The organism is Amycolatopsis sp. NPDC052450 (genome assembly GCF_044547565.1).
Classification (GTDB): domain Bacteria; phylum Actinomycetota; class Actinomycetes; order Mycobacteriales; family Pseudonocardiaceae; genus Amycolatopsis.
In genome coordinates this window covers 476,803-501,859 of sequence record NZ_JBIUAQ010000001.1, presented here as the reverse complement: position 1 = coordinate 501,859, position 25,057 = coordinate 476,803, and the positions used below count along the sequence as shown (strand labels likewise).

Here is a 25,057-nt window from a genome sequence, read left to right as displayed (position 1 = left end):
TCTGCAGGTCGCGCCACCCTGGATCCCGCGATGACACTCATTGCATAATCGAACACATGTCCGATCCGGCCGGTGCAAGGTCCTCCCCTGCTCCCTACCTCCGCGAGGTAGAACCTGCCCGTCCCGTGTGGGTTGACCTGCGCCAAGCCTTCCCCGTCGGTACGCCGATCGCCTCGAAGCCGGACGGTCTCGACCTCACTGGCATGGTGCCCGGACTGCTCGGCGCGTGGTCTGCGACGACCACGGGCCATTGGGCTGGACTGGTGTCCTTCACACTCGGTACCCCTGGAAGTGGCGGCACACCTCAAAGACAGTGGATCTTGTCGGAGGCGCTACATCCGCGCTCTGAGATGGGCCGAGACCACTTCCGGCATCCAGGCACACCAGGACACGCCTAAATGTCCACGAGAGGCGATCTCAGGGCTTCGTTACTGCCCCACTACGGCCCGCCGGATGGCCATACAGCGGCTTTGCTGGAACTCCGCTATCCATGTACGACCGAGTTAGACGGCTGTTCACCCTTCATCCACTCAGCGATTTGTGCCGCAGCGACGTCGTAACACAGCTGATTCGTCCCGGGCACAGTTCGGGCAGAGTGCGGGCTAATCACTGCGCCCTCCTGTGTCCACAGCGGGTGATCGCTTGGTAGCGGCTCCGGATCCGTGACATCAAGTGCAGCGCGCAGCCTCCCCGACGATAACTCACTGACCAGCGCATCCGTGTCCACGATCTGACCTCGCCCCACGTTTACGAGAATCGCCCCGTCATCCATCGCACTGAGAAAATCCGAGTCGACCATATTACGCGTTTTATCCGTCAGGGGCGCCGTGATCACAACGATGGAATGCCCTGGAACGATGCCAGGAATTTCATTCGAGCCATAAACGCCATGTCTCGCATGATTGGCCACGAGCGTCGAACGCGCCCCGAAAACCGCCAATCGTCGCGCCACCTCGCTCCCGATTGCACCGGCTCCAACTATAAGGACACGCTTACCGGCAAGGGTGTCAGCCTCGAATTTTCGATGCGCCCATACGCCTTTATCTTGGAATCGAACGAGCGCGGGCCATTGACGCAACTGCGCGAGCACGGCAGACAGCACCCATTCCGATACGGGCCCAGCGTGCGCACCTCGCGCGGTCGCCAACACAACGCTACCCGGGACATCGCTGGCCCATTCGTCCGCTCCCGCTGACAACAACTGAACCATCTTTAGCTCAGGAAGCTGCGAAAGTAGACGTATTGGTCGATGACTACCACGATACGGCGGCAATAAGATCGACGCCCTTCGCTGGGAGAGCGTCAACTCATCCGAGTTTGGATCGTACAATTCGAGCTCGACGCCGCTCAATTCACCGAGTATGCCGTGACCGACCTTGTCATCAACTTCGTCACTAACGAGAATTCGGACCGCAGAGTTGCCCATCAATTCGCCTTCCCGTCTCCTGCAAGCTGCACAATAAGGCGGCGAGCTTGCTCGATCATAACTTCGCCCGCGACCGAATTATCAATTACCACATGGGGTACCGGCGGCCGGAAATCAACATCGACACCTTCCATGTATTTATTCCAGTCTTCAAGCTTAGTCGCATCTCGCGGCGCATTGCGATGCTGAACGTACGTGTGCATTGTCTCGGCGTCGCAAAAGACCCACACTATGGTCAACTCCGCGCCAAGGTTTCGGCACATTAACTCGCGCTGCCTGATCCAAGTTTCATCTGTGAACTCGCGAATGAAAGGAGCCGTTACGATCACACTGTTTCCGCATTGCACATTCTCTGTAACCGCCTCAAGAAGTGAACTGTACTCGGCAGGTCGAATTTTGTTGAGGTAGAGATCCGATTCACGATCATTGCGCGACAGTCCCTGCATTTCGAGTGCAGCTTCAACCACAAACCGAGTCAGCGTGTCTTTGTCGAGCATCGACCAGCTGGTCTCACGAGCGAGAATGCGCCCTAATTCCGTCTTGCCACTACCGGCATAGCCGCCGATCATGACGACCTGAGTGGTCGTCGGCCGAACTTCACTTCGTACCTCTTGGTCTGGCGCATTCACCGTACGCGCCGCGCGCGGTTTGCTCTCCACGAGTCCCTTCTTGCCAAGAATGTCCATCGCCTCGTTAATCGTGAAGACGCTCACGTCCCACTCCTGCGCAAGGTCACGCGAGGACCGCAAGCGCTGTCCGTGCCGTAGACGTCCCGCAGATATGTCGTTCTCGATGTTGCGTGCGATCTGCTGCGCAAGCGGTTCCGACCTGGCCACGGAGGACCTTGGACGTGACATGGCTGCTCCTCGCCGGGCGGATGCCCATCGACTCAACTGAACGGTCACCCTATCAGAACCTATCAGTTGACTGGCAAGTTCCCGCAGGTCAAACGCAACTTTGCCTGGATTCTTGACCTAACAGTTGACCTGTAGACCATTCAACTGTTAGCTTCTTGGTGGTCCGGGTCACTCCGGCCACGGGGCCGCAAGCCTCATCAGCTGACACAGGGAGGGCGTCATGAAGAAGAACTCGATCCCCAAATTCAAGCTCGGCGGGGGCAAGGCGAAGTGGCTGGTCGGGGCCCTGGTGATTCTGGCGCTGGTCGTGATCGTGAAGGCGCCGATCGAGGCGGCCGCGTTCGGCAAGTCCCTGTTCGAGGCGATCGACACCGCCGCGAACAGCGTCGTGACGTTCGTCAACAGCTTCTGACCTGCCCGCTTCGCGTATCCCAACCGCACTTACTGGAGGAAGACGACATGAACACCCTGCACAACTCCCTGGTCCCGGACGTTGCGGACGTCGATGACGAGGGCTTTTACCCGGATGGCCTGACCGAATCCGCGATTGACGCGCTGCTTGAGCAGGTCGATCGGGAGCTGGCGGCAGATGAGCACGCCGCTTCTGCGGCGTTCCTTTACGACTTCACCGACCAGCGCAGGGCCTCGCGTACCCGTCGCCGGGCTGGTCGTGAGGCGCTGCGATCGCTCCCGACTCGGCTGCCGATCACCCGCCAGGCCGGAACGGAGGCCGCGTGATGGGCAACGACGCTGCAGGGCCACAGGTTCTGCGAGTGCTCGACACGGTGCGGGACGAAATGCGACGAGCCGACACTAAGGCGCAGATGCTGCTGTCGCTGGTCGGTGCGGCGCTGGCCGGGATGATCGCGCTCACGAGCCGGAACATGTCTGCGGTTGCGCAGGTGACGACCTGGCTGGCGGCGGCCCCGATGTTCACTTCGGTCCTGCTGCTGTTGTCGGCGATCCGCCCTCGCCTGCCGAAACCGACGCCCGGGTCATGGCTGCACACGGTCCACAACGGACCGGAGAAGTTGCTGGCCCTGGATGAGGACGTCGCGGCGCGGCATCTCGCCGACGACATCGTCGTGATCGGGAGCATCGCGCGCACAAAGTACCGCTGCATCTCCCGCGCCATCGTCCTGCTGATCATCGGGCTGTCCGCACTCGGGCTGTCCCTGGTGCTGCAGGCCCTGACGTGATCGGAGCACCGCCGATGACTCGCCTTTTGATCACGTGCCCCGACGCGGCGGCCCACTCCGCCAAGAACGCGCCGACCGCGCCGGGTCCCAACCAGCCAGCTAAGGACTCGAAGGGGAACCCGATGGTAGAGGAAGAGACCCGCGCCTACGCCGCCCGAACGCGTGAGCGCGCGGTACGGCAGCTCAACGACGCACTTGACGTCGTGAACGAGTGGGTGGCCCTGATCCGCCAGTGCACGGAGATGCGGGCGGACAGCTTCAAGGCTGAGGACCTGGCCACGGACGCCTCCTACGGCGAGGCGCTGGGACGGTTCGCTCAGTTGTCGGCCGCGGTGGCGTGGTTCAACGAGCGCGGCCCGGTGATCGAAGCGGGTGAGGTCTTGTGACCGCGGCACGGATCATCGTTCAGATCCCTTACGGGGACACGCTTCTGGTCGCGGAAGCCCGCGGCTTCCGGGAGGGCCTGCCCTACTTCGGATGGGACGAGGCACCGGCGGGGCTCTACACCACCACGCAGCTGCACGAGGCCGGTTGGTCGGTGGCCGGGCTGGACCCGGTGGCGCTGCTGGTGTTCCGGCACCGCAAGCCCTACGCCCGGGAGACCGTGGCGGAGCTGTTCGCGCTGGCCGACGCCGCCCTGCGTCCGGAGCCGTCTACGGCTCAGCGGGTCTCGCGGCTGCAGAACCTGCAGTACGCGATGCGGGCCCGCCGCACCTGCGTGACCTGCACCGAAGAACAGGACTACTGCGTGCCGACCAGCACCCGGCAGTGCTGGTCCTGCCTGGAAATCGAGATGGCCAACGACGTGGAGGTGGCGGCATGACCGGCCCGGAGCACTACCGCGAAGCGGAACGTCTCATGGCCAAGGCCGAAGACGGCAACCGGTCGTTCGAGTACCACCAGCAGCTGATGAACCTGGCTCAGGTGCACGCGACGCTGGCGCTGGCCGCCGCCACGGCGATGGCCGGACGGCTCAACACCAACTACAGGAACGACAGTCGCACCGCGGGGATGCATGTCAGCGACTCACAGGCGTGGGACGTCGTAGCGGGTGAGCCTTCGTGACCACATTCGATGTGCTGGAGACGCGCGGGACCGGGGCGTTGCTGCGGTTCGTCGGGGCGGTGGCGCTGTTCGCGGTGCTGCAGCTGATGCGGATTCCGCTGGGGCTGCTGCTGCAGGTCATCACCGGAGTGATGAGCCGTGTCGATGGCTATGCGGTGACGCAAGTGTCACGGTCACCGCGCGGCCCGATCAACCACTTCGCTTACACACCAACAGGACGGGAGGCCCGGCCATGACGACACAGCAGCAGGAGAGCGAGCGGACCCGCACCGAAGCGGCGGTGGCCTGGACGGTCGGGCACGCCGGGGAGCTGGCCGGGATCACCCTGCCCGCCATCGGCGCGGCGTTGGTGTGGCCGTGGCTGGCCACGGTCTCCGGGGTGGTCGCGGTCTGGTGGGCGCTGAACGAGGTCCGCGACCACAAGACGCGGGTGGAGCTGCAGAACAAGGTGCTGCCCCGGCAGATCGAGACCGGGTCGCAGGGGAATGCCGGCATTGCGGGTGAGCGGGAGGTTCGGGCATGAGCACGTGGCGGGAACAGCAGCGCGCGGACCGGATCACGGACCGGGAACAGGCCCGGCTCGACGCCGCGGCTCAGACGGAACGGCGGATGGCCGAACGGGCGGCGCTGGCGGAGCAGCAGCGCAAGGATGCCGCCGCGCAGGCGGAGCTTGACGCCGCGGCGAAGGCGGCGCGGCAGGAGAAGCGGGCGGCCCGGTGGGCGGCGCTGGCGACATGGCTGGCCGTGCACCGGGTGGACGGCCCGATCTACCTGCTGGGCGTGGCCGCGGCGGTGCTGGCGGTGCCCGCGATGGCACGCCACGGGGTCGACGTCTACGGCAGTGCGCTCGGGGTGGTGCTCCCGGTGATCAGCGAGCTGGGGATGTGGGCGTTCGCGGTCGCGGTGCAGGTGGCGCGGCGGACGCCGGGACGTCCGGTGTGGTCGCTGCAGGTCGGTATCTGGGTGTTCGCCGGATACGGGTTCGCCCTGAACCTGATGGACGGTCTCCGCCACGGCTGGTCCGCCGGTCTGCTGATGGGGCTGGTCTCGATCGCCGGTGTCATCGCCCACCAACTGGCCGTCGCGTCCCCGCGCCGATCAGCGATCGAGAAGGCCGCGGCGAAGCTGGAAAAGCAGGCGCTCAAGAAGACGATGCGCATCCGGGCGGCGGCGATCCGGCACGCGGTCGGCGAGATCGACCACACCGGAACCGCGACCCTGGTCTTCGCTCCGGGCCGGTACGAGATCAGCCGACGTGGCCGCCTCACCGAGGTTCCTGTCAGCCTCGCCGACGAGGTAGCGGCGTGGCTCGCGCAGCAGGATCGGCCCTCGATCACCCCGACGTCCGACACGGCCGGTACGGGTGCGGTAGCGGTGCTCGATCCGGAGGTTGACCAGCAGGAATCGACCCCGCGTCGCCGCACGATCCGGGCGCCGAAGACCCGCACGGATGCGGAGCTGGAAACCGAGTTCCGCGCCCTGGTCGAGGCCGGGGACCTCAACCCGGCGTCGGCCGAGTCGATCCGTAAGGCGCTCAAGTGCGCGCCGAAGTCGGCCCGCGCACTGCGCGACAAGTTCAAGCGCGACACGTCCACCGGAGGTACCAAGTGAACCCGAACCAGAACACCACGGAATCGGTGGAGCTGGCCACCGTGCACCGCCTCCCGACTGTCGACGGCGACGTGATCGAGGGCGAGGTCATCACCGAGGAGGAGTACCAGCGACTCACCTCCCAGAAAGCCCGCGCACTGGCCCGGTACCAGGGCTACCGCCACGACGTGGTGACCGTGGCGCGGGTGACCCGGAACGTGGTCAAGCACGAGCGGACCAAGGCCGCGCTTCGCCACACGGTGTGGTTCCCGCTGGCCGGGGTGAAGGTCACCGCCACCCGGTGGCGCGACACGCACGGCGCGAACCGCTACGAGCGGCAGATGCGCGCGGCCGAAGCCGCCGGGGATCACGAGAAGCTGCAGTACTGGCAGGAGGCGGACGTGGCGGAGAAGCAGCGCCGCCACGATCGCACGATGGACTGGCTGCAGGCGCCCGGGAAGCTGCTCAAGGCTGGTGCGCAAGGTGTTCTCGCGCTGGCCGGGCTGCTGCTGGCGCTCGGGATCATCCTTGCGGTCAAGAACAAGGACATCGCCGAGGTCATCGGCCCGATCAAGGCCGTGCTGGACGCGATCGCGTTCACCGTGTGGTTCCTGACCGCCTACGGCGCGCTGCTGGCCGGTGCCATCGGTGTCGGCACCTACATGTGGCTCTACCGGGTCGGCCGGGAGCACGGCGACACCCCGACGTGGCTGTCCACTCCGGACACGGAGACGAACACGATGGACCAGCTCCCGGACGAGAACACCATCGTGAACGCGTTGAAGAACCTCAACATCCGCGGTTTCAACCAGGCACTCAAGGAAGGATGGCGGATCAAGTTCCGCACGCCGCCGGTGATCGACGGCAAGGGCTGGCGCGCGCAGCTCGATCTGCCCCCGGCCTGCACTGTCGAGGAAATCGTCAAGCGCAAGACCACGCTGGCGCACAACCTCGTGCGGTATCCGCGTGAGGTGTGGCCGACGGAGCCGATGCCGTCGGTGCTCGATCTGTGGGTGGCGAAGCCGGGCGCGCTGTCCGGGCCGGTCGACCCGTGGCCGCCGCTGTCCGATCTGGACACCGGATCGATCGACTACTTCACCGGGGTGCCGGTCGCGGTCACGCTCAAGGGCGACGTGGTGCGCGGACGGCTGTTCGAGGCGAACTACGTCTTCGGCGGCATGATGGGGTCTGGCAAGTCGACCATGGCCATCAACCTGGTGTTGGGCGCGATGCTTGATCCGCTGGTGGAGATCGACGTCGTGGTCATGGCGGAGAACGCCGACTATGACCCGATGAAGCCGCGGTTGCGGTCGCTGACTACTGGCGCCGGTGACGACACCGTCGACACCTGTCTCGGGCTGCTGTGCGAGCTGTACGACGACCTGTCGGTGCGGGGCAAGGCGCTCAAGGAACACGGCACCGAACGCGCGGTGACCCGGGAACTGGCCGAAAAGGACTCCCGGCTCCGTCCGCGTGTCGTGGTGATCGATGAGTGCCAGAACCTGTTCATGGGCAAGGAAAGTAAGACCGCGATCGAGGTCGCGTCGAAGCTGATGAGCACCGCGCGGAAGTACGCGATCACCCTGATTTTCCTGACGCCGGAACCGTCGAAGGACGCGCTCCCGCGCAAGATCATCACGGTTGCCAGCAACAAGGCGTGCTTCGCGATCGGTGACCAGCTCGGCAACGACGCGGTACTCGGCACCGGTTCTTACAAGGCCGGGATCTCCGCTGTGGGCCTGATCCCGAAGACCGACGAGGGCCCCGGTGACGTCGGGACCTGCATGGCGCGGGGCTTCACCGCACTGCCCGGGCTGCTGCGCAGCTTCTACGTGTCTCCGGCCGACGCGCACAAGGTCACCAAGCGCGCCCTGGAACTGCGCGACCGCGCGGCGCTCCCGGCCGCCGCCGCGCCGGAACCCGCGGCGGTCGTCGACCACCTGGCGAACATCGCCGCCGCGCTCGGCAACGAACCGCGACTGCGCACACAGCAGGTCCTACAGCGGCTCACGGAGATCGACCGCGGCACCTACGAGGACTGGACGTTCAGCGACCTGCAGGCAGAGCTTCCGGAGTCGGCGAAGCCGTACAAGAGCAGCGGCGTCATGCAGGTGTCCGCCGCCCGCGTCCGCGAAGCCATCACCGAACGTGACGAACACGGCGAAGACGAGGACAAGGGAACCGACTAAGGGAGCCGTCGAAAACCAGGGAGTTCTCCCTCACCGCCTCCCCGGCACCACCTCCCTCCGGTGACCAGCCCCGATCCACCTGAGGGAGCCCGGGGAGGCACCCCGCCCCTGCCACCGATCACCCACCGAAAACCCCGCTTCACGCACCGCGACACGGGTCCCTCCCTGGACGCCGTGACGGCACATCCATGCCAAAACACTCACTCACCGTTACTGACGAGAGGACTTCGAGATGGCACGCACCGACGACACCACCGACCTGGAGTTGCTGGCGGCCGCCTACCACGAGGCCGGGCATGCCGTGCTCCACAAGCAGTTCGGCGGCACCGTCGAACACGTCAAGCTCACCGCCAAGGGCGCCTACACCCGCACCACCGAAGATGCCCCGGACGAGGAGAACCCGTTCCCGTACCTGGTCATGGTCATGGCCGGGCACGCCGCCGAAGCCCGCTTCTACCAGCGCAACGGATTCGGGAGCTGGAAAGCCGACAGCATGGCCGCCGCTCAAGCAGGCGGAGACCGCGCGAACTTCCGCCGTCACTCCCGCGGCACCGGCATCTCCCGGGGCCAGGCCCTGACCGAGGCCAAACGGCTGGTCAAACGCCACTGGGGCCACATCGAACGGGTCGCGCACGCACTCGCCGCCAAAGGCCATCTGTCCGGCTCGCAGGTCTGACACCCGAAACCCCAGTTCACCGCAGGAACACGACAGAACGGAGACGCGATGACCACGTACAACCGGCCAGCGAACCTGACCTGGACCCGCGAGACCCCAACCTTATTCCTGACCGAGCACAACGGCTCGCAGTGGGCACTGATCGCGCACAGCACGCATCGCGGCAAGTCCGGCTGGTCAGGGACGAACGAGTGGCACCTCCACCGCGCCAATCCCGACCACGGCGACGTGGTCGGAGCCATCGGCAACATCCCTATCGGCCACGGTCGCTGGGTCGCCAAGCCTGGAGCGCACAAGATCGCGCAACGGATCGCCGCGTGGATCATCGCCAACCCCAACACCGCCGACCACATGGCACACCACGAGATCGCCACGGCCATCGAGACCACCGACAACGCCTAGCGACAGGAGGGCACCCACATGGAATCGCGCGAACATCTGCTCACGGCGGCACTCAACGCCGCCAGGCGCGGCTGGCACGTGTTCCCGCTCCGCCCGGGCAGCAAGCGCCCCGCCGGGCACAACCTCGACGCCTGCCCGCGTATCGGTCGCTGCAGCGACGGTCACCGGACGTGGGAGCAGCGCGCCACCACCGACCCGGACAAGATCCGGGCGGCATGGTCGCAGGACGCCTACAACATCGGGATCGCGACCGGGCCGTCCGGGCTGTGCGTGATCGACCTCGACGTGCTCAAGCCCGGGGAGGAGGTCCCCGCGGACTGGGCCGAGACGGGCGCGACCTGTGGTGAGGATGTGCTCGCGATCCTGGCGGAGCAGGCCGGGCAGCCCCTGCCTGAGGACACGCTCACCGTGCGGACTGCGTCGGGTGGGCGGCACCTGTACTTGCTGGCGCCGGACGGGCTGCAGCTGCGCAACACCAGCGGCGATCGCGGGAACGGACTCGGCTGGAAGGTCGACACCCGCGCATGGGGCGGCTACGTCGTCGGCCCGGGCAGCGTCACGGCGTCCGGCCGGTACGAGTACCTGTCCGACGGGACCGTGGCGGGAATGCCGGCATGGGTCGCGGACCGGCTGACCCCGGCCGCCCTGCCGCCCGCCCCGGTGGTGCCGATCCGCCCCGCGACCGGCCGCCGCGACCGGTACCTCACGGCGGCGATCCGGGCGGAGGCCGGGAAAGTCGCCGACGCCAAGACCAACCGCAACGCCACGCTCTACGCCGCCGCCATAGCGCTCGGGCAACTGGTGGCCGGTGGCGTGCTCGACGCGGCGGAAGTCCGCGCGGCGCTCATGACCGCGGCCGGACGGCACATCGGGACACGGCACTTCACCGCCCGCGAGGCCGAAACCACGATCACCTCCGGTCTCAAGGCCGGGGCCAACCGCCCCAGGAAGGTCGCGTGATGAACGTCCTGTCCCTGTTCGCCGGTATCGGCGGGATGGATCTCGGCCTGCAGCGCGCCGGGATGACCGTGGTCGGCCAAGTCGAGATCGACCCGTTCTGCCGCTCCGTTCTCGCCCGCCACTACCCGGAGGTGCCCAAGCATGACGACGTCCGATCCGCTGTCGCCTGGTGGGAATCCCAGTCCCGCCCGCGCGTCGACCTGGTCGCTGGCGGCTTCCCGTGTCAACCGGTCTCCCTCGCCGGGCTCGGACTCGCGCAAGAGGACGAGCGGTGGCTCTGGCCCGCGATGCTCGACGTCATCCGCGCGGTCGGACCGGAATGGGTGCTGTGGGAGAACGTGCCCGGCCTGCGGACCCGAGGACTCGACATCGTCCACGCCGACCTTGTTCGACTGGGATACCGCCACCGCGTCGGCCGTCTCCGCGCTTGTGAGGTGGGCGCCCCACACGCACGGGCCCGGCTGCTCGGAGTGGCCCACGCCCCGCGCCTCGGACGGGGAACGCGGCGGCCGGGGGGACCTGCTGGCGAAGCTGCGCACCGGCACGACCAGCCGTCGCAAGGACTGGCGCGACGGGCAACCCCGCCGCGGACAGGCGCGGGGCACTGGGCAAGCGAACCCGGAGTGGGTCGGCTGGTTGATGGGCTTCCCCGCGAACTGGTTGAGCACCACCTCCGCGCCTACGGCAACGCCATCGTCCCCGACGTCGCCGAACACGTCGGCCGCCTGATCGCCGACGCACACGCCCTCTCCGGCGCGTCCACACCGTCACTGGCCGCCTGATCACCCGCACTACGGAGGCTCGAAACCCATGACAGCCACGACTTCCCCCCGTGCCTTGGCGCCCGTGCCGAACCCGCCCGCCCGCCGTACCCGGTGGACGGATGCGGAGCTGATGCGAGAGGAGTTCCCTCCGCCGAAGTGGGCCGTTCCCGGCCTGCTGGCGGAAGGGCTGAACCTGCTGGCCGGTGCGCCGAAGCTGGGAAAGTCGTGGCTGTCGCTCGGTCTGGGTGCCGATATCGCCAACGGCGATCCGGTGCTCGGGTCGATCGGAGTGGAGCGCGGCCCGGTGCTGTACTGCGCGCTGGAGGACACCGGCCGTCGCCTGCAGCGTCGGCGTCGGCAGATGCTGGCCGCTGGTGGCCGGGCCGCGCCCCTGCTCACCCTGGAAACCGCCTGTCCCACCATGACCGCCGGTGGCGAAGGCGTGCTTGTCGAATGGCTGGAGGAGAACCCGCACGCGCGGCTGGTCATCATCGACACCTACGAGAAAATGCGCGGGAGCGATGCTCCCGGCCAGTCCGCCTACACCGGCGACTACGCCGCCGCCGGACGGTTCAAGCGCCTCGCCGACCACTACAGCGTCCCGTTCCTGCTCATCCACCACGTCCGCAAACAAGGCGCCGAAGACTGGCAAAACCTCGTCTCCGGAACAGCAGGACTCACCGGCGCCGTTGACGCCACGCTCGTGCTCGAACGAGGCCGGGGGCAGGCCGATGGGGTTCTTCACGTCACCGGCCGCGACGTCGAAGAAGCCGACTACGCCATGAGCTTCGACGCACAATGCGGCGCCTGGACCAAATTGGACGGGCCAGCGTCCGACCACACGGTTTCAGACACCCGCGCGGACATTCTCCGCCTGCTGCGCGAATCCGGGCCGCTCAAACCCGCCCGGATCGCCGAAGCACTCGACCTCAAAGCGCCCACCGCGCGGCAAACGTGCAAGCGCATGCAGGAGGCCGGACAGCTGCAGGTCTCCCGCGACGGCACCTACAGCGCACCGGGGACCGGTGACAGCCATGACGTGTCCACACAGTCACCCCTGTCACCCCTGTCACCCCGGGACGCTGACCAGCAAGAACAGGAGTGACAGCCGGGGTGACAACCCATCCGGCCTGTCACCCCGGACGAAGCGTGACAAGAGAGACCTGTCTCCACTGTCACCCCTGTCACCTTGTCACCCCAACGTTCTGACCAGCAGAAACACCGGTGACACCCCGAGTGACACCGGCAAATCGGAGGGCAGACCCATGACACGACCGGCCGCCAGCAATCACGTCGACGAAAGGTCACCCGCGCCATGGATGAGCGCTATCTCAGTGTCGAACAGGTCGCGAAAGTGCTTGGCACCACGGTCCGCTTTCCGCGACGACTGATCGAAGAACGACGAATCGAGTTCGTCAAGGCCGGGCGACATGTCCGCATCGCCCAAAGCGCTCTAGCCGCCTACATCGCTGAAAACACCGTGACACCTCGACTAACGCACCTGAAGGGAGCTGCCTGATGGCAAGCAAACGTCGTGACTGGGGCCGAATTCGCCAACTGAAGTCGGGCCGCTGGCAGGCCCGCTATCCGGGCCCGGATGGAGTGCTTCGGCCCGCTCCCGAGACGTTCGAGACCCGTAAAGCGGCGGCCGGGTGGCTCGCCGAGAAGCAGACCGAGATCGAGAAAGAGGACTGGGTCGATCCGGACGCGGGCAAGGTTCCGTTCATGGGCTACGCCGCGAAATGGGTCGCTGAGCGCAAGCTGAGCGAGACCACCCGTGAACGCTATGAAGTGATTGTGCGGAGGCAATTCGAGCCGACGTTCGCGGACAAGAAGGTCGCGGATATCAAGGCTGCGACGGTGCGGCGCTGGCGGAGCGATCTCACCAACGCCGGGGTCGGTGCACCCACGGTCGCGAAGTCGTATCGCCTGCTGCGCGCGATCTTCAATACCGCAGTGAATGAAGATCGGATGGTCAAGCGGAACCCCTGCAATATCAAGGGTGCCGGTGATGACAACTCTCCGGAGCGCTCAGTCCTGAACATTCGCCAGGTGTTCGCGATCGCGGATGCGGTGACGCCGCGGTACCGAGTCCTCGTGCTGATGGCGACCTTCACGTCCCTGCGCTTCGGCGAGCTTGCGGCGCTGCGGCGGCGTGACGTTGACCTGGCAACCGGGGAGGTGCGCGTGCGTCGATCACAGGCCGAACTGCGGGGGCGCACGGTTATCAAGGGGCCGAAGAGTGCGGCAGGAAAGCGGACCGTCGCCATTCCGTCAGCCATCATTGGAGATCTCCGCAAGCACTTGGAGCACTACTCCGAGCCTGGCGCAGACGGCGTTGTGTTCATCGGTCCACAGGGCGGCGTCCTGCGACGTCACAACTTCCGGCGGCTGTGGATGAAGGCGCTCAAGGTTGCCGATATTGACGAGGACGTGCACTTCCATGACTTGCGCCACACAGGGAACCAGCTGGCCGCCGAAGGTGGTGCGACCACCAAGGAACTCATGGCGCGGATGGGACAGTCGACGACGCGGGCCGCGCTGATCTACCAGCACGCGACCCGAGAACGTGATCGCGCGATCGCCAACGCGATCAGCAAGAACGTCAACGCTGCGCGAAAACCAGAAGGCAAACGAGCCCGCAAGCGGGCCAAATCTCATCGGAAGGGGCACGCGGGGGGCACGCAGGGCGGTAAGGCTGCCTGAAATGACGACGGCCTGGTCGGAGGAAAACCCTCTGACCAGGCCGTTTTCTATGTGGAGCTGAGGGGAATCGAACCCCTGACCCCTGCCTTGCAAAGGCAGTGCTCTACCAATTGAGCTACAGCCCCGGATCGCAGGCGATCATGATAACCGCCTGCGCCGAAATCAGTTGTTGCGGGACGCGTCCGCGGCCTTGGCCGGGGCGCTTCCGTTCGTGGAAGCGGTGCCCAGCGGACGCTCGGTGGGCGCGGTCGCCTCACGCCAGAGGTCGGCCTCGGCCTTGGCTGCCTTGTTGCGCTTGATCACGAACAGCACGCCGCCCGCGATGACCGCGAGTGCCAACAGCTTCTTCATCAGAAGCCCCCTCTTTCCGCCGAGTTGCTCCGCTTACCCACCGATGCTACTGCACGCGGTTCTCCGGACGCCTGGTGCCCGACGTTCCACGTGGAACCAACGAGCCTGTCGGAAACCCGCAGCAAAAAAGCCGACTCGCGATGATCGCGAACCGGCTTTCGGAGTGGGCCCACCAGGACTTGAACCTGGGACCTCTTCGTTATCAGCGAAGCGCTCTAACCGCCTGAGCTATGGGCCCGAACGAGGAGAAGATTACAGGACGCCTTTCGGCGTCCTGCAACCGGGTCACTCTCGTTCGGAAAGGGTCACTTCCAGGCCTCCGGCGAGGTCGGCGGAGACGTTGTAGATGAACGCGCTGACCGTGGCGAGCGCCGAGATCAGCACGATGTTGATGGCGCCGAGGATGGCCGCGATCCCGAAAACGCGGCCGGCGCTGATCAACGGGTCGGCCGGCGCGTCGGCCCCTTCGCCGCCGACGAGCGACGAGTAGGTCCCGTTGAGTTTGTCCCAGACACCCATGCCGTCGAGCACGGTGTACAGGACGCCGACGGCGACGAGCCACACGAAGAACAGCGCGACGCCGAGGACGAGGGACAGTTTCAGCACCGACCAGGGGTCGAAGCGTTTGATCTGCAGGCTGGCGCGACGCGGTCCGCGGCCGGGGCGGCGGAGCGCGGTGGGCGCGGCACGGGTGCGGGAGGCCGACGGGATGGCGGAGGGGGCGGGTTCGCCCTCTCCGCTGTCGCCGAAGAGCCTCTTCGCGGCTGTGCCGCTTACCCCGTGGTAGTCGGTCACGGTTGTCGCGTCCCGCTTCGGGTCCGAGTGGGCCACGTCTTCGGTGGCGACCGAAGACACCGAGACCGTCTGCTCACTGGCGCCTTCGGCCTCCCCGGCACCGCTGTCGCGCTGCCAAGGCGGGCTCGACGATCCCGCCTGCGCGCCGCCTGCTTCGGGCTTCTCGGATGGTGTCACGAGGTGTCAGTCCTTACCCAGTACGTGGGGCGTCGTCTACTCCTGCTCCGACGCCGGGGTTTCTTCTCCTTCAGTACTACCTTCAGTGGCGACGTCCGAGGGCTCGTCCGCGTTGCGTGCGACCGCGAGAAGAGTTGTTCCTTCGTCGAGATTCATCAGCCGCACTCCCTTCGTCTGCCTGCCCGCCTTGCGCACCTGTCCGGCCGAAGTCCGGATCACCCCGCCGCTGGAGGTGATCGCGTAGAGCTCGTCTTCGGCGTCGACGATGACCGCGCCCACCAGCCTGCCACGTTTCTGGTCGTACTGAATGGTGAGCACACCCTTGCCGCCGCGGCCCTGCACCGGGTAGTCCTCGGTCGGCGTCCGCTTGGCGTAGCCGCCCGCGGTGGCGACGAGGAGGAACCTGTCGGGCTGGACGACGTTGATGCCGAGCAGTTCGTCGCCGTCGTTGAACCGCATGCCCAGCACACCGGACGTCGCGCGGCCCATCGGGCGCAGGGCTTCGTCGGTGGCGTGGAAGCGGATCGACTGGCCTTCCGCGGACACGAGGAGCAGGTCGTCCTCGGCGGCCGCGAGGACCGCGCCGACCAGTTCGTCGCCTTCGCGCAGGTTGACGGCGATGAGGCCGCCGGCGCGGTTGGAGTCGAAGTCGGTGAGCTTGGTCTTCTTCACCAGGCCGCGACGGGTCGCGAGCACCAGGTACGGGGCGACCTCGTAGTTCGGGATCTCGATGACCTGGGCGATCTTCTCGTCCGGCTGGAACGCGAGCAGGTTCGCGACGTGCTGGCCGCGCGCGTTGCGGTTGGCCTCCGGCAGGTCGTAGGCCTTGGCGCGGTAGACGCGGCCCTTGTTCGTGAAGAACAGGATCCAGTCGTGCGTCGAGCAGACGAAGAAGTGCTGGACGATGTCGTCCTGTTTGAGGGTCGCGCCCTGGACGCCCTTGCCGCCGCGTTTCTGCGATCGGTACAGATCGGTTTTCGTTCGCTTGGCGTAACCCGTGCGGGTGATCGTGACGACGACGTCCTCGACCGCGATGAGGTCTTCGACCGAGACCTCGCCGTCGAACGGGATGATCTTGGTGCGCCGGTCGTCGCCGTACTTGTCGACGATCTCCTGCAGTTCCTCGGCGATGATCGCGCGCTGCCGCTCGGGCTTCTCGAGGATGTCCTTGAGGTCGGCGATCTCGAGTTCGATCTCGGCGAGGGTGTCGATGATCCGCTGCCGCTCCAGTGCGGCGAGGCGGCGGAGCTGCATGTCGAGGATGGCGGTCGCCTGGATCTCGTCGACGTCGAGCAGGCTCATCAGCGCGGGCCTGGCCTCTTCGGCCGAGGGCGACCGCCGGATGAGGGCGATGACCTCGTCGAGCATGTCCAGCGCCTTGACCAGACCGCGCAGGATGTGGGCGCGCTCTTCGGCCTTCCGCAGCCGGAAGCGGGTCCGGCGGACGATGACGTCGATCTGGTGCTTCACGTAGTGCCGGATCATCTGGTCGAGACGCAGCGTGCGGGGCACGCCGTCGACCAGTGCCAGCATGTTGACACCGAAGTTCTGCTGCAGCTGGGTGTGCTTGTACAGGTTGTTCAGCACGACCTTCGCGACCGCGTCGCGTTTGATCGTGACGACGATCCGCATCCCGCTGCGGCTGTTGGACTCGTCGGCGATGTCGGAGATGCCGGTGAGCTTGCCGTCGCGGACCAGGTTCGCGATGTTCTCCACCAGGTTGTCCGGGTTGACCTGGTACGGCAGCTCGGACACGACCAGGATCGTGCGGCCCTTGGCGTCCTCTTCGACCTCGACGACCGCGCGCATGCGCACGGAGCCGCGGCCGGTGCGGTACGCGTCTTCGATGCCGGAGTTGCCGAGGATCATCGCCTTGGTCGGGAAGTCCGGGCCCTTGATCCGGACCAGCAGCGCGGCGAGCAGCTCGTCGTCGCTCGCCTCGAAGTTCTCCAGCGCCCATTTGACGCCGTCGGCGACCTCGCGCAGGTTGTGCGGCGGGATGTTCGTCGCCATCCCGACCGCGATTCCGGAACCACCGTTGACCAGCAGGTTCGGGAACCGCGACGGCAGGACGTCGGGCTCCTGGGTGCGGCCGTCGTAGTTGTCGGAGAAGTCGACGGTGTCTTCTTCGATGTCCTGCAGCATGTGCATCGCGAGATGCGCCAGCCGGGACTCGGTGTACCGCATGGCGGCGGCGGGGTCGTTGCCCGGCGAACCGAAGTTGCCCTGGCCGTCGATCAGCGGGTACCGCAGCGCCCACGGCTGGGCGAGCCGCACCAGCGCGTCGTAGATCGCGGAGTCACCGTGCGGGTGGTAGTTGCCCATCACGTCGCCGACGACGCGGGAGCACTTGTTGTACCCGCGGTCGGGGCGGAAGCCGGAGTCGAACATCGAGTACAGCACGCGGCGGTGCACCGGCTTGAGGCCGTCCCGCACGTCCGGCAGCGCCCGCGACACGATGACGCTCATCGCGTAGTCGATGTAGGAGCGCTGCATCTCCTGCTGGATGTCGACCGGTTCGATCCGGTCGTGGTCCGGAGCGGGCGGCAAGGTTTCCGTCATGAGGTCCTTCTCGTGAGAGCTGTCCTAAGGGGACAAAGAACGGGGACGCCTAGACGTCGAGGAAGCGAACGTCCTTGGCGTTGCGCGTGATGAAGGAGCGGCGCGCTTCGACGTCCTCGCCCATCAGCACGGAGAACAGGTCGTCGGCCTGCGCGGCGTCGTCCAGGGTGACCTGGCCGAGCAGCCGGTGCGCCGGGTCCATCGTGGTCTCCCACAGCTCTTCGGCGTTCATCTCGCCGAGACCCTTGTAGCGCTGGATCGCGTCGTCCTTGGGGAGGCGCTTGCCCGCCTCGACACCGGCCTGGATGACGGCGTCGCGTTCCCGGTCGGAGTACGCGTACTCCGGATCGGCCCGCGGCCACTTGATCTTGTACAGCGGCGGCCGCGAGAGGAACACGTGCCCGTGCTCGATCAGGGGGGGCATGAACCGGAACAGGAAGGTGAGCAGCAGCGTGGTGATGTGCTGGCCGTCCACGTCGGCGTCGGCCATCAGCACGACCTTGTGGTAGCGCAGCTTCTCGAGGTCGAACTCTTCGTGGATACCGGTGCCGAGCGCGGTGATCAGCGACTGGACCTCGGTGTTCTTGAGGACGCGGTCGATACGGGCCTTCTCGACGTTGATGATCTTGCCCCGGATCGGCAGGATCGCCTGGTACATCGAGTCGCGGCCTTCCTTGGCCGAACCACCGGCCGAGTCACCCTCGACGATGTAGAGCTCGCATTCCGACGGGTTGGTCGACCGGCAGTCCTTGAGCTTGCCGGGCAGCCCGCCGATCTCCAGTGCGCCCTTGCGGCGGACCAGGTCGCGCGCCTTGCGGGCGGCCATCCGCGCCTGCGACGAGGAGATCGACTTGTTGATGATCGTCTTCGCCTCGGTGGGGTTGCGCTCGAACCAGTCGGCCAGCCACTCGTTCGACGTCTGCTGGACGAAGGTCTTCGCCTCGCTGTTGCCCAGCTTGGTCTTCGTCTGGCCCTCGAACTGCGGCTCGGCCAGCTTGATCGAGACGATCGCGGCGAGACCCTCGCGCACGTCGTCACCGGTCAGGTTGGCGTCCTTCTCCTTGAGCAGCTTCTTCTCGCGCGCGTACGCGTTGACGACGCGGGTGAGCGCGGCGCGGAAGCCTTCTTCGTGCGTGCCGCCCTCGTGCGTGTTGATCGTGTTGGCGAACGTGTACACCGACGGCGTGAAGCCGTTGTTCCACTGCATGGCGACCTCGACCTCGAGGCCGGTGCCCTTGGCCTCGAAGGAGATCACGCTGGTGTGGATCGGGTCCTTGCTGCCGTTGATGTGCTTGACGAAGTCCTCGAGACCGCCCGGGTAGCAGTAGGTCTTCTCCTTGACCCGCGCCGCCTGGCCGGAGGCGTCCTCTTCGGTCTCTTCGTCGGCGACGCGCTCGTCGCGCAGCGAAAGGGTCAGGCCCTTGTTGAGGAAGGCCATCTCCTGCAGACGACGGGAGATCGTCTCGAAGTTGTACGTCGTGGTCTCGAAGATGTCGTCGTCGGCCCAGAAGGTGATCGTCGTTCCGGTCTCGCCGGCCGGACCGAGATCCTGCAGCTCGCCGGGAAGCTGGTTCGTGTACTCCTGGCGCCAGCTGCGGCCGCCGTACTTGACCTCGGCGAGCAGCTTCTTCGACAGCGCGTTCACCACGGAGACGCCGACGCCGTGCAAGCCACCGGAGACCGCGTAGGAGTCGCTGTCGAACTTGCCGCCCGCGTGGAGCACGGTGAGCACGACCTCGAGGGTCGGCTTCATCTCCTTGGGGTGCATGTCGACCGGGATACCGCGGCCGTCGTCGACGACCCGCACCCCGCCGTCGGAAAGCAGGGTAACCTCGACCTTGGTCGCGTGACCTGCCATCGCCTCGTCGACGGAGTTGTCGACCACCTCTTGAACGAGGTGGTGGAGGCCGCGTTCGCCGGTGGAACCGATGTACATACCGGGACGCTTGCGGACGGCTTCGAGGCCTTCGAGCACCGTGATCGACGACGCGTTGTACTCGCTCTTGTTCTCGGTCACAGGTGTTGATTCTCCTCGTCTCGCCCGAGCGGACGCTCGCTCATCTCCAGTGTACTTGGCCGCGCCCGCTGGCATGCGGCAAGGACACCCCTGATTTGCTCACAGGCGCGCTAATTCGTTCGAAACAGAGTCTTGACGTTCGCGAAGCACTCTGAGCGCGTTCTCGGCGCTTTAATGGGCACTGCCGATGGCATAGACGCGGCGAAGCGCAACTCGGATCAGCCGTACGTGTCACGCGGACCACGTCCCGGCACGTGCCGCGGCCCTTTCCGCCAGCTCGGCGCCGTCGGCCCCTGGATCCGCATCCTCTTCACCACGCCGTGCCCGACGCCTTTCGCGATCTTCGCCAGCAGCTGCCCCTGCAGCAGGCGCAGCTGCGTCGCCCACGCCGTCGAGCTCGCGCGGACGGTCAGCTCGCCGTCCTTCAAGGCGACCGGCTGGGCGTGCTCGGCGACCTCTTCACCCACAAGCCTTGCCCAGCTGCCGAAGACCTGACCGTTGGCCAGTCGCGTGTTCCAGCCGCGGTCGACCGCGATCCGGGAGGCGAGCCTGCCGAGCGGTTGCGGGTCGCGCGCGTCGGCACCCGGCCCTGACCAGCGACGACGTCGTGAGCTCTGCCCGTTCGAACCGGCTCCCCCACCGGTGATACGGCCGCGGCGCACGCCTGGTTCAACTCCGCGGGCCTTGGCTTTGGCCTTCGCGGCGTCCAGAGCGGCGAGCGCGAGGTCACGACCAGTAGTCGGCTGCTTGCCTTCGGTATCGGTTGGGCCGTTCGATACCGCTGATCGTTCACTCTTCGTGTCGAACAAAGCTCCCTCACTCGGGTTACCGCCCGAGCGGGGGGTGTCAAGCCGCTTATCAGGCCCCTTGGTCACGTGGGGCGATAACGCGTTCACGGTGTTATCCACACTGTCCACAGGTTTGTCCCCAGATCGGTGGGCAACTGCTGTGGCGCCGATCACCCGGGGTGTCCGCTTCACCGGATCACCCTCGGTTGATCTCACCATCCGCCACGAGGAATCGATGTCCGGCCAGTTCGGCGGGCACGTCCTCGTCCACGGCGGCGGTCACCAGCACCTGCTCGGCGCCTGCCGCCACCTCCGCCAGCCGGGCCCGGCGACGCCGGTCCAGCTCGGCGAACACATCATCCAGGAGAAGCACCGGTTCCCCGGCCTCGCCACGCAGAAGCTCGTAGCTTCCCAGACGCAAGGCGAGGGCGAACGACCAGGACTCCCCATGGCTCGCGTAGCCCTTCGCCGGCGCTTCGCCGAGGATGAGGTCGAGTTCGTCCCGATGCGGGCCGACCATGCTCACCCCACGCTCCAGCTCCAGGCTCCGGGATTGTTTCAACGCCTCGACCAGCACATCCTTGAGGACCGCCTCATCGGCGCGAGCACCGTCCGGAACGCCGTAACCCGCTGGCATCGCTTCGCCGAGGCTCGACTTGTACGCGATCTTCGCCGGTCTCGAGTCGGGCGCGACCCCCATGTACGCGGCGGCCGTGTACGGCGCGAGATCCGCGATCAGGTTGAGCCGGGCGGCCAGCAACGCGGCCCCCGCCACCGCCAGGTGGTCGTCCCAGACGTCGAGCGTCGACAACGCGTACGGGTCTTCACGCCCCGTCCGACGCTTGCCCGCCGTCTTGAGAAGGGCGTTCCGCTGCTTCAGCACCTTCTCGTAGTCGGCGCGGACCCCGGCGTACCGCGGCGCGCGCAGCACGAGGAGTTCGTCCATGAAGCGGCGGCGCTCCCCGGGATCCCCGCGCACGAGTGCCAGGTCCTCCGGGGAGAACAGCACCGTGCGCAGGATCCCGAGCACGTCACGGGGCTTGCCGACCGCCCCGCGGTTGACCCGCGCGCGGTTCGCCTTGCCTGGCGTGATCTCCAGCTCGACCGTCAGCTCACGGTCCTCGTTGACCACCGCGACCCTGATCAGCGCGCGTTCGCACCCGTGCCGCACCAACGGCGCGTCGGTCGCGACGCGATGCGAGCCCAGGGTCGCGATGTAGCCGATCGCCTCGAGGAGGTTCGTCTTGCCGCGGCCGTTCTGTCCGACGAGGACGGTCGGGCCGGGTTCGAGCGCGAGATCGGCTTGTGGCCAGGACCGGAAGTCGGTGACCTGGAGATGTCTGAGGTACACCCTGTTCGTTTACTGAGCGGCTGCCTAGTCGCCGGCCTTCTTGACCGAGTGCCCGCCGAACTGGTTGCGCAGCGCGGCGACGGCCCGCATGGCGGCGGAGTCCTCCTGGCGCGAAGCGAACCGGGCGAACAGCGCGGCCGAGATGACCGGCGCCGGGACAGCGTTGTTGATCGCCTCTTCGAGGGTCCATCGGCCTTCGCCGGAGTCCTCGACGTAGCCCTCGAGGTCGTCCAGCTCCGGGTCCTCGTCGAGCGCGCGGACGAGCAGGTCGAGCAGCCACGAACGGACGACGGTCCCCCGCTGCCAGCCCTTGATCACCGCAGGCACGTTCTCGACGACCTTCGCGGCTTCGAGCAGCTCGAAGCCTTCCGCGAAGGCCTGCATCATGCCGTACTCGATGCCGTTGTGGATCATCTTCGCGTAGTGACCGGAGCCGACGGCGCCGGCGTGCGAGAAGCCCTCGTCACGCGGGCCTTCGGGGCGAAGCGCGTCGAAGATCGGCATGGCCTTCTCGACGTCCGAAGCCGCGCCACCGACCATCAGGCCGTAGCCGTTGTCCTTGCCCCACACGCCACCGGAAACCCCGCAGTCGAGGTAGCCGATCTTCTTCGTGGCGAGCAGGTCCGCGTTGATCCTGTCGTCGGTGTACTTCGAGTTGCCGCCGTCGATCACGAGGTCGCCCTCGGACAGCAGGTTGCCGAGCTCCGCGACGGTCTGCCGGGTGGGTTCACCGGCGGGCACCATGATCCAGACGATCCGCGGACCGTCCAATTTGGACACCATGTCCTCGAGTGAGGTGGAGTCGGTGACGTCGGGGTTGCGGTCGTAGCCGACCACCTCGTGACCGGCCGCGCGCAGCCGCTCACGCATGTTGAACCCCATCTTGCCGAGGCCGATGAGTCCCAGCTGAGCCATGAAGATCCCCTTTGGTGCGAACAGAAGTGGCGGCCGGTCAGCCCGGGAGGCGAACCGGCATCAGGAGGTACAGGTAGCCGGGGACGACGTTGCCCTCCTCGTCGGCGGGCTTGATCAGCGCCGGCCGGTTCGGAGTGGTGAACGTCAGTTCCGCCCGGTTCGCGTTCAGCGCGCCGAGCCCGTCGACGAGGTAACCCGGGTTGAACGCGATGGTCACCGGCTCACCCTCGTAGTCGACCTGAAGCTCTTCTTCGGCCGAACCCTCGTCGTCGCCGCCGGCCGAGAGCCGCAGCGAGCCGTCCTTGAACTCCAGCCGCACCTGGGTGCCACGTTCGGCGACCAGCGAAACACGCTTGATCGACTCGGCGAGCGCCGAGACCTCGAGGACCGCGCGCGACGTGTGCTGCGCCGGCAGCAGCTGCCGGTACGGCGGGAACTCCGCGTCGAGGAGGCGGGTCGTGGTGTAGCGGCCGGAGCCGGAGAGGCCGAGGAGGCCCTCGCCGCTGGCGAGCGCGAGCCGGATCTTGGCGCCGCTGGCGCCGAGCGTCTTCGCGGCCTCGGCGAGCGTGCGCGCCGGGACGAGCACGGCGGCGTCGGACAGGCCCTCGGCGGGCTCCCAGGTGAACTCGCGCATCGCGAGCCGGAAGCGGTCGGTGGCGACCAGGGTCAGCGAGGAGCCCGAGATCTCCAGCCGCATACCGGTCAGCATCGGGAGGGTGTCGTCCTTGCCCGCCGCGACGACGACCTGGGTGACGGCCTGGCCGAAGGCGTCGCCGGTGAGTTCGCCGGCGAAGGCGGGCTGGGACGGGAGCTGCGGGTAGTCCTCGACCGGCATGGTCGGCAGGGAGAAGCGCGCGGAGCCGCAGGTGATGGTCGCGCGGGCGCCGTCGACGGAGATCTCGACCGGCTGCGCGGGCAGCGACTTGGTGATGTCGGCCAGCAGACGGCCGGAGACCAGCAGACGGCCGCCGTCGGCGATGGTGGCCGGGACGCCGACCGTGGCGGAGACCTCGTAGTCGAATCCGGAGACGGTGAGTGCGTCACTCGTCCCGTCGGATCCCGCATCGAGCAGGACACCGCCCAGAACCGGGACCGGAGGCCGCGACGGGAGGCTTCTCGCCACCCACGCGACGGCGTCGGCCAGCCCGTCACGCTCGACGCGGATCTTCATGCGCGCTTCCTTTCGACAGCCGAGCCCCTGACGGCTCGAAAGCTCAACGGGTCACCGCGGCCGGAGAGCGCGATGGCCAGGTGCCTCGCAGGTTCGTTCGGTCCGAGCGAGGACGCGAACGCACGTCGACACGCAGACCAGGTGCAGGGACCCACGTTAGGCCGTCCCCGGGGTCCGCGTCACCTCGGCCTCCCCTTGCTTTTGTCGACAAGACGACACGGCTGACCGGCTGTCCCCAGATTCGTCCTTCGCCTGTTTTTGTTTTGTTCTCTTCTAGAGAAGAAGAAAAGACAGCAGTAGTAATAGGCGTTGTGGATTGTGTGGACAAGCCTCGTTCGCGCAGGTCCGGACGCGTGCGGGGCTGTGGACTCCGGGTGTGTACGAACGGTGGACAGCTCGGGCCGTCGGTGGATGGTTTCGAGCGGTGCTCGATCTGTCCACAGTCATCCACAGTTTTCCCCACAGTTATCCCCAGTTGTGAGCCGGTTTGTACCCAGGCTTGTGGACCTGGTTCGTGACCGGAATCGCTCGGGAGAGTGACTCGAGCGGCACCGTTCACCCTTGTGCACAAGATGTGGGCAACCTGGGGACAGCGTGTGGATCATGGTGTGGAAATGCTGTGGATTTCCTGTGAGTGCGATGTGGACGGAAACCCGATCGCCGCAGCTCCCGAACGCGCCGGAGTTGTGCACAAGCTACCCACACCCTGTGGATTCCCTTTGTGCACAAGGAAAACGCGAAGCTCACTCAAGCCCTCTTCGCCTCCTTCGCGCCCTTCACCCAAGTACCCGCCCTCCGCGCCCCTACGCTCCCTTCGGGCCACTTTGGACACGAAAACGGGCCCCCACCTGCCCGGCGGAGGCCCCAAAACCCTTGTGCACTAAGGACTTACGATCAGATAAGCGTCGGTGGCGCCTGCTTGGCGACTCCAGAGTCTCCCCAAGGGCGCCCCGCGCCCGACGGAGACTTCACCCGTCGAGCGCCCTCCCTTGGGCCGAAGGCCCACGTGAACGTGATGAAGGGGCGCCTCTCCGCCCAACCTGAGTTGGAAGCGGAACGACGCCCCTTCGGCACGTTCACGTCAGCGCGAGATTAA

At 66.7% G+C, this 25,057-nt stretch carries 27 protein-coding genes and 2 tRNA genes; 17 read left to right on the top strand and 12 right to left on the bottom strand.

Features of this window, described 5'->3' with window-relative positions:
* Positions 1-484: 484 nt before the first annotated feature.
* Complete coding sequence (locus ACIHAO_RS02465; RefSeq protein WP_396554380.1) at positions 485-1,426, bottom strand: NAD(P)-dependent oxidoreductase; 942 nt, start codon at positions 1,424-1,426, stop codon at positions 485-487.
* Positions 1,426-2,283 (bottom strand): AAA family ATPase, encoded by an 858-nt coding sequence (locus ACIHAO_RS02460; protein WP_396554379.1) that lies wholly within the window; start codon positions 2,281-2,283, stop codon positions 1,426-1,428. The genes ACIHAO_RS02465 and ACIHAO_RS02460 overlap by 1 nt, the downstream gene beginning before the upstream one ends.
* 220 nt (positions 2,284-2,503) lie before the next feature.
* Here ACIHAO_RS02460 and ACIHAO_RS02455 point away from each other — a divergent pair, with 220 nt between their 5' ends.
* The 17 genes from ACIHAO_RS02455 to ACIHAO_RS02375 all read left to right on the top strand — a co-directional run bounded on the left by ACIHAO_RS02455 (position 2,504) and on the right by ACIHAO_RS02375 (position 13,834).
* Positions 2,504-2,695 (top strand): hypothetical protein, encoded by a 192-nt coding sequence (locus ACIHAO_RS02455; RefSeq protein ID WP_396554378.1) that lies wholly within the window; start codon positions 2,504-2,506, stop codon positions 2,693-2,695.
* A gap of 47 nt (positions 2,696-2,742) precedes the next feature.
* Positions 2,743-3,021: a hypothetical protein gene (locus tag ACIHAO_RS02450; protein ID WP_396554377.1), complete on the top strand. Its 279-nt coding sequence runs from the start codon at positions 2,743-2,745 to the stop codon at positions 3,019-3,021.
* Positions 3,021-3,482 (top strand): Pycsar system effector family protein, encoded by a 462-nt coding sequence (locus ACIHAO_RS02445; RefSeq protein WP_396554376.1) that lies wholly within the window; start codon positions 3,021-3,023, stop codon positions 3,480-3,482. Before ACIHAO_RS02450 ends, ACIHAO_RS02445 begins: the two co-directional genes overlap by 1 nt.
* 122 nt (positions 3,483-3,604) lie before the next feature.
* A complete protein-coding gene (locus ACIHAO_RS02440) occupies positions 3,605-3,868 on the top strand; it encodes a hypothetical protein (RefSeq protein WP_396554375.1) in 264 nt (87 codons plus the stop codon).
* Positions 3,865-4,305: an RRQRL motif-containing zinc-binding protein gene (locus tag ACIHAO_RS02435; protein ID WP_396554374.1), complete on the top strand. Its 441-nt coding sequence runs from the start codon at positions 3,865-3,867 to the stop codon at positions 4,303-4,305. Before ACIHAO_RS02440 ends, ACIHAO_RS02435 begins: the two co-directional genes overlap by 4 nt.
* Positions 4,302-4,547 (top strand): hypothetical protein, encoded by a 246-nt coding sequence (locus ACIHAO_RS02430; protein ID WP_396554373.1) that lies wholly within the window; start codon positions 4,302-4,304, stop codon positions 4,545-4,547. Before ACIHAO_RS02435 ends, ACIHAO_RS02430 begins: the two co-directional genes overlap by 4 nt.
* Complete coding sequence (locus ACIHAO_RS02425) at positions 4,544-4,783, top strand: hypothetical protein (protein WP_396554372.1); 240 nt, start codon at positions 4,544-4,546, stop codon at positions 4,781-4,783. The genes ACIHAO_RS02430 and ACIHAO_RS02425 overlap by 4 nt, the downstream gene beginning before the upstream one ends.
* The gene (locus ACIHAO_RS02420; RefSeq protein WP_396554371.1) at positions 4,780-5,070 is read left to right on the top strand and encodes a hypothetical protein; all 291 of its coding nucleotides are present in this window, start codon (positions 4,780-4,782) and stop codon (positions 5,068-5,070) included. Before ACIHAO_RS02425 ends, ACIHAO_RS02420 begins: the two co-directional genes overlap by 4 nt.
* Positions 5,067-6,158, top strand: a complete 1,092-nt coding sequence (locus ACIHAO_RS02415) for a hypothetical protein (protein WP_396554370.1) — start codon at positions 5,067-5,069, stop codon at positions 6,156-6,158. Before ACIHAO_RS02420 ends, ACIHAO_RS02415 begins: the two co-directional genes overlap by 4 nt.
* Positions 6,155-8,326, top strand: a complete 2,172-nt coding sequence (locus tag ACIHAO_RS02410; RefSeq protein ID WP_396554369.1) for a zonular occludens toxin domain-containing protein — start codon at positions 6,155-6,157, stop codon at positions 8,324-8,326. Before ACIHAO_RS02415 ends, ACIHAO_RS02410 begins: the two co-directional genes overlap by 4 nt.
* 232 nt (positions 8,327-8,558) lie before the next feature.
* Entirely contained in the window at positions 8,559-9,002 is a 444-nt protein-coding gene (locus ACIHAO_RS02405) for a hypothetical protein (RefSeq protein WP_396554368.1), read from the top strand.
* 48 nt (positions 9,003-9,050) lie between these two features.
* A complete protein-coding gene (locus ACIHAO_RS02400) occupies positions 9,051-9,404 on the top strand; it encodes a hypothetical protein (RefSeq protein WP_396554367.1) in 354 nt (117 codons plus the stop codon).
* A gap of 18 nt (positions 9,405-9,422) precedes the next feature.
* Positions 9,423-10,364, top strand: coding sequence for a bifunctional DNA primase/polymerase (locus ACIHAO_RS02395; protein ID WP_396554366.1), 942 nt, complete (start codon positions 9,423-9,425; stop codon positions 10,362-10,364).
* Positions 10,364-11,146 carry a DNA cytosine methyltransferase gene (locus ACIHAO_RS02390; protein WP_396554365.1) on the top strand — a complete coding sequence of 261 codons (783 nt, stop codon included), beginning with the start codon at positions 10,364-10,366 and terminating at the stop codon, positions 11,144-11,146. The genes ACIHAO_RS02395 and ACIHAO_RS02390 overlap by 1 nt, the downstream gene beginning before the upstream one ends.
* Positions 11,147-11,174: 28 nt before the next feature.
* Positions 11,175-12,233, top strand: a complete 1,059-nt coding sequence (locus ACIHAO_RS02385) for an AAA family ATPase (RefSeq protein ID WP_396554364.1) — start codon at positions 11,175-11,177, stop codon at positions 12,231-12,233.
* Positions 12,234-12,443: 210 nt separating this feature from the next.
* Positions 12,444-12,647, top strand: a complete 204-nt coding sequence (locus tag ACIHAO_RS02380) for an excisionase family DNA-binding protein (protein WP_396554363.1) — start codon at positions 12,444-12,446, stop codon at positions 12,645-12,647.
* Positions 12,647-13,834: a tyrosine-type recombinase/integrase gene (locus ACIHAO_RS02375; protein WP_396554362.1), complete on the top strand. Its 1,188-nt coding sequence runs from the start codon at positions 12,647-12,649 to the stop codon at positions 13,832-13,834. Before ACIHAO_RS02380 ends, ACIHAO_RS02375 begins: the two co-directional genes overlap by 1 nt.
* A gap of 52 nt (positions 13,835-13,886) precedes the next feature.
* Here the strand turns inward: ACIHAO_RS02375 and ACIHAO_RS02370 are convergent.
* The 10 genes from ACIHAO_RS02370 to dnaN form a co-directional block, all read right to left on the bottom strand.
* Positions 13,887-13,959, bottom strand: a tRNA-Ala gene (locus ACIHAO_RS02370).
* Positions 13,960-13,996: 37 nt separating this feature from the next.
* A complete protein-coding gene (locus ACIHAO_RS02365; protein ID WP_016330468.1) occupies positions 13,997-14,185 on the bottom strand; it encodes a DLW-39 family protein in 189 nt (62 codons plus the stop codon).
* Between the two features lie 164 nt (positions 14,186-14,349).
* Positions 14,350-14,423, bottom strand: a tRNA-Ile gene (locus tag ACIHAO_RS02360).
* Positions 14,424-14,470: 47 nt separating this feature from the next.
* On the bottom strand, positions 14,471-15,157 hold the full coding sequence (locus tag ACIHAO_RS02355) for a DUF3566 domain-containing protein (protein WP_125790674.1): 687 nt from the start codon (positions 15,155-15,157) through the stop codon (positions 14,471-14,473).
* Positions 15,158-15,193: 36 nt separating this feature from the next.
* Positions 15,194-17,719, bottom strand: a complete 2,526-nt coding sequence (gyrA, locus tag ACIHAO_RS02350) for a DNA gyrase subunit A (protein ID WP_396554361.1) — start codon at positions 17,717-17,719, stop codon at positions 15,194-15,196.
* A 49-nt stretch (positions 17,720-17,768) separates the two neighbouring features.
* Positions 17,769-19,736 carry a DNA topoisomerase (ATP-hydrolyzing) subunit B gene (gene gyrB / locus ACIHAO_RS02345; protein ID WP_396554360.1) on the bottom strand — a complete coding sequence of 656 codons (1,968 nt, stop codon included), beginning with the start codon at positions 19,734-19,736 and terminating at the stop codon, positions 17,769-17,771.
* Positions 19,737-19,954: 218 nt separating this feature from the next.
* On the bottom strand, positions 19,955-20,446 hold the full coding sequence (locus ACIHAO_RS02340) for a DciA family protein (RefSeq protein ID WP_396554786.1): 492 nt from the start codon (positions 20,444-20,446) through the stop codon (positions 19,955-19,957).
* A 274-nt stretch (positions 20,447-20,720) separates the two neighbouring features.
* Complete coding sequence (gene recF, locus ACIHAO_RS02335) at positions 20,721-21,875, bottom strand: DNA replication/repair protein RecF (protein ID WP_396554359.1); 1,155 nt, start codon at positions 21,873-21,875, stop codon at positions 20,721-20,723.
* Between the two features lie 24 nt (positions 21,876-21,899).
* Entirely contained in the window at positions 21,900-22,790 is an 891-nt protein-coding gene (gene gnd / locus ACIHAO_RS02330; RefSeq protein WP_034321914.1) for a phosphogluconate dehydrogenase (NAD(+)-dependent, decarboxylating), read from the bottom strand.
* A 37-nt stretch (positions 22,791-22,827) separates the two neighbouring features.
* Positions 22,828-23,961: a DNA polymerase III subunit beta gene (gene dnaN / locus ACIHAO_RS02325; protein ID WP_125781552.1), complete on the bottom strand. Its 1,134-nt coding sequence runs from the start codon at positions 23,959-23,961 to the stop codon at positions 22,828-22,830.
* Positions 23,962-25,057 lie beyond the last annotated feature (1,096 nt).

Excerpts from the sequence above, each read along its gene's own strand:
- ACIHAO_RS02465 (WP_396554380.1), bottom strand. The coding sequence starts at position 1,426 with ATGGGCAACTCTGCGGTCCGAATTCTCGTTAGTGACGAAGTTGATGAC.
- ACIHAO_RS02460 (WP_396554379.1), bottom strand. The coding sequence starts at position 2,283 with ATGTCACGTCCAAGGTCCTCCGTGGCCAGGTCGGAACCGCTTGCGCAG.
- ACIHAO_RS02455 (WP_396554378.1), top strand. The coding sequence starts at position 2,504 with ATGAAGAAGAACTCGATCCCCAAATTCAAGCTCGGCGGGGGCAAGGCG.
- ACIHAO_RS02450 (WP_396554377.1), top strand. The coding sequence starts at position 2,743 with ATGAACACCCTGCACAACTCCCTGGTCCCGGACGTTGCGGACGTCGAT.
- ACIHAO_RS02445 (WP_396554376.1), top strand. The coding sequence starts at position 3,021 with ATGGGCAACGACGCTGCAGGGCCACAGGTTCTGCGAGTGCTCGACACG.
- ACIHAO_RS02440 (WP_396554375.1), top strand. The coding sequence starts at position 3,605 with ATGGTAGAGGAAGAGACCCGCGCCTACGCCGCCCGAACGCGTGAGCGC.
- ACIHAO_RS02430 (WP_396554373.1), top strand. The coding sequence starts at position 4,302 with ATGACCGGCCCGGAGCACTACCGCGAAGCGGAACGTCTCATGGCCAAG.
- ACIHAO_RS02420 (WP_396554371.1), top strand. The coding sequence starts at position 4,780 with ATGACGACACAGCAGCAGGAGAGCGAGCGGACCCGCACCGAAGCGGCG.
- ACIHAO_RS02415 (WP_396554370.1), top strand. The coding sequence starts at position 5,067 with ATGAGCACGTGGCGGGAACAGCAGCGCGCGGACCGGATCACGGACCGG.
- ACIHAO_RS02405 (WP_396554368.1), top strand. The coding sequence starts at position 8,559 with ATGGCACGCACCGACGACACCACCGACCTGGAGTTGCTGGCGGCCGCC.
- ACIHAO_RS02400 (WP_396554367.1), top strand. The coding sequence starts at position 9,051 with ATGACCACGTACAACCGGCCAGCGAACCTGACCTGGACCCGCGAGACC.
- ACIHAO_RS02395 (WP_396554366.1), top strand. The coding sequence starts at position 9,423 with ATGGAATCGCGCGAACATCTGCTCACGGCGGCACTCAACGCCGCCAGG.
- ACIHAO_RS02390 (WP_396554365.1), top strand. The coding sequence starts at position 10,364 with ATGAACGTCCTGTCCCTGTTCGCCGGTATCGGCGGGATGGATCTCGGC.
- ACIHAO_RS02385 (WP_396554364.1), top strand. The coding sequence starts at position 11,175 with ATGACAGCCACGACTTCCCCCCGTGCCTTGGCGCCCGTGCCGAACCCG.
- ACIHAO_RS02380 (WP_396554363.1), top strand. The coding sequence starts at position 12,444 with ATGGATGAGCGCTATCTCAGTGTCGAACAGGTCGCGAAAGTGCTTGGC.
- ACIHAO_RS02375 (WP_396554362.1), top strand. The coding sequence starts at position 12,647 with ATGGCAAGCAAACGTCGTGACTGGGGCCGAATTCGCCAACTGAAGTCG.
- ACIHAO_RS02365 (WP_016330468.1), bottom strand. The coding sequence starts at position 14,185 with ATGAAGAAGCTGTTGGCACTCGCGGTCATCGCGGGCGGCGTGCTGTTC.
- gyrA (WP_396554361.1), bottom strand. The coding sequence starts at position 17,719 with ATGACGGAAACCTTGCCGCCCGCTCCGGACCACGACCGGATCGAACCG.
- gnd (WP_034321914.1), bottom strand. The coding sequence starts at position 22,790 with ATGGCTCAGCTGGGACTCATCGGCCTCGGCAAGATGGGGTTCAACATG.
- dnaN (WP_125781552.1), bottom strand. The coding sequence starts at position 23,961 with ATGAAGATCCGCGTCGAGCGTGACGGGCTGGCCGACGCCGTCGCGTGG.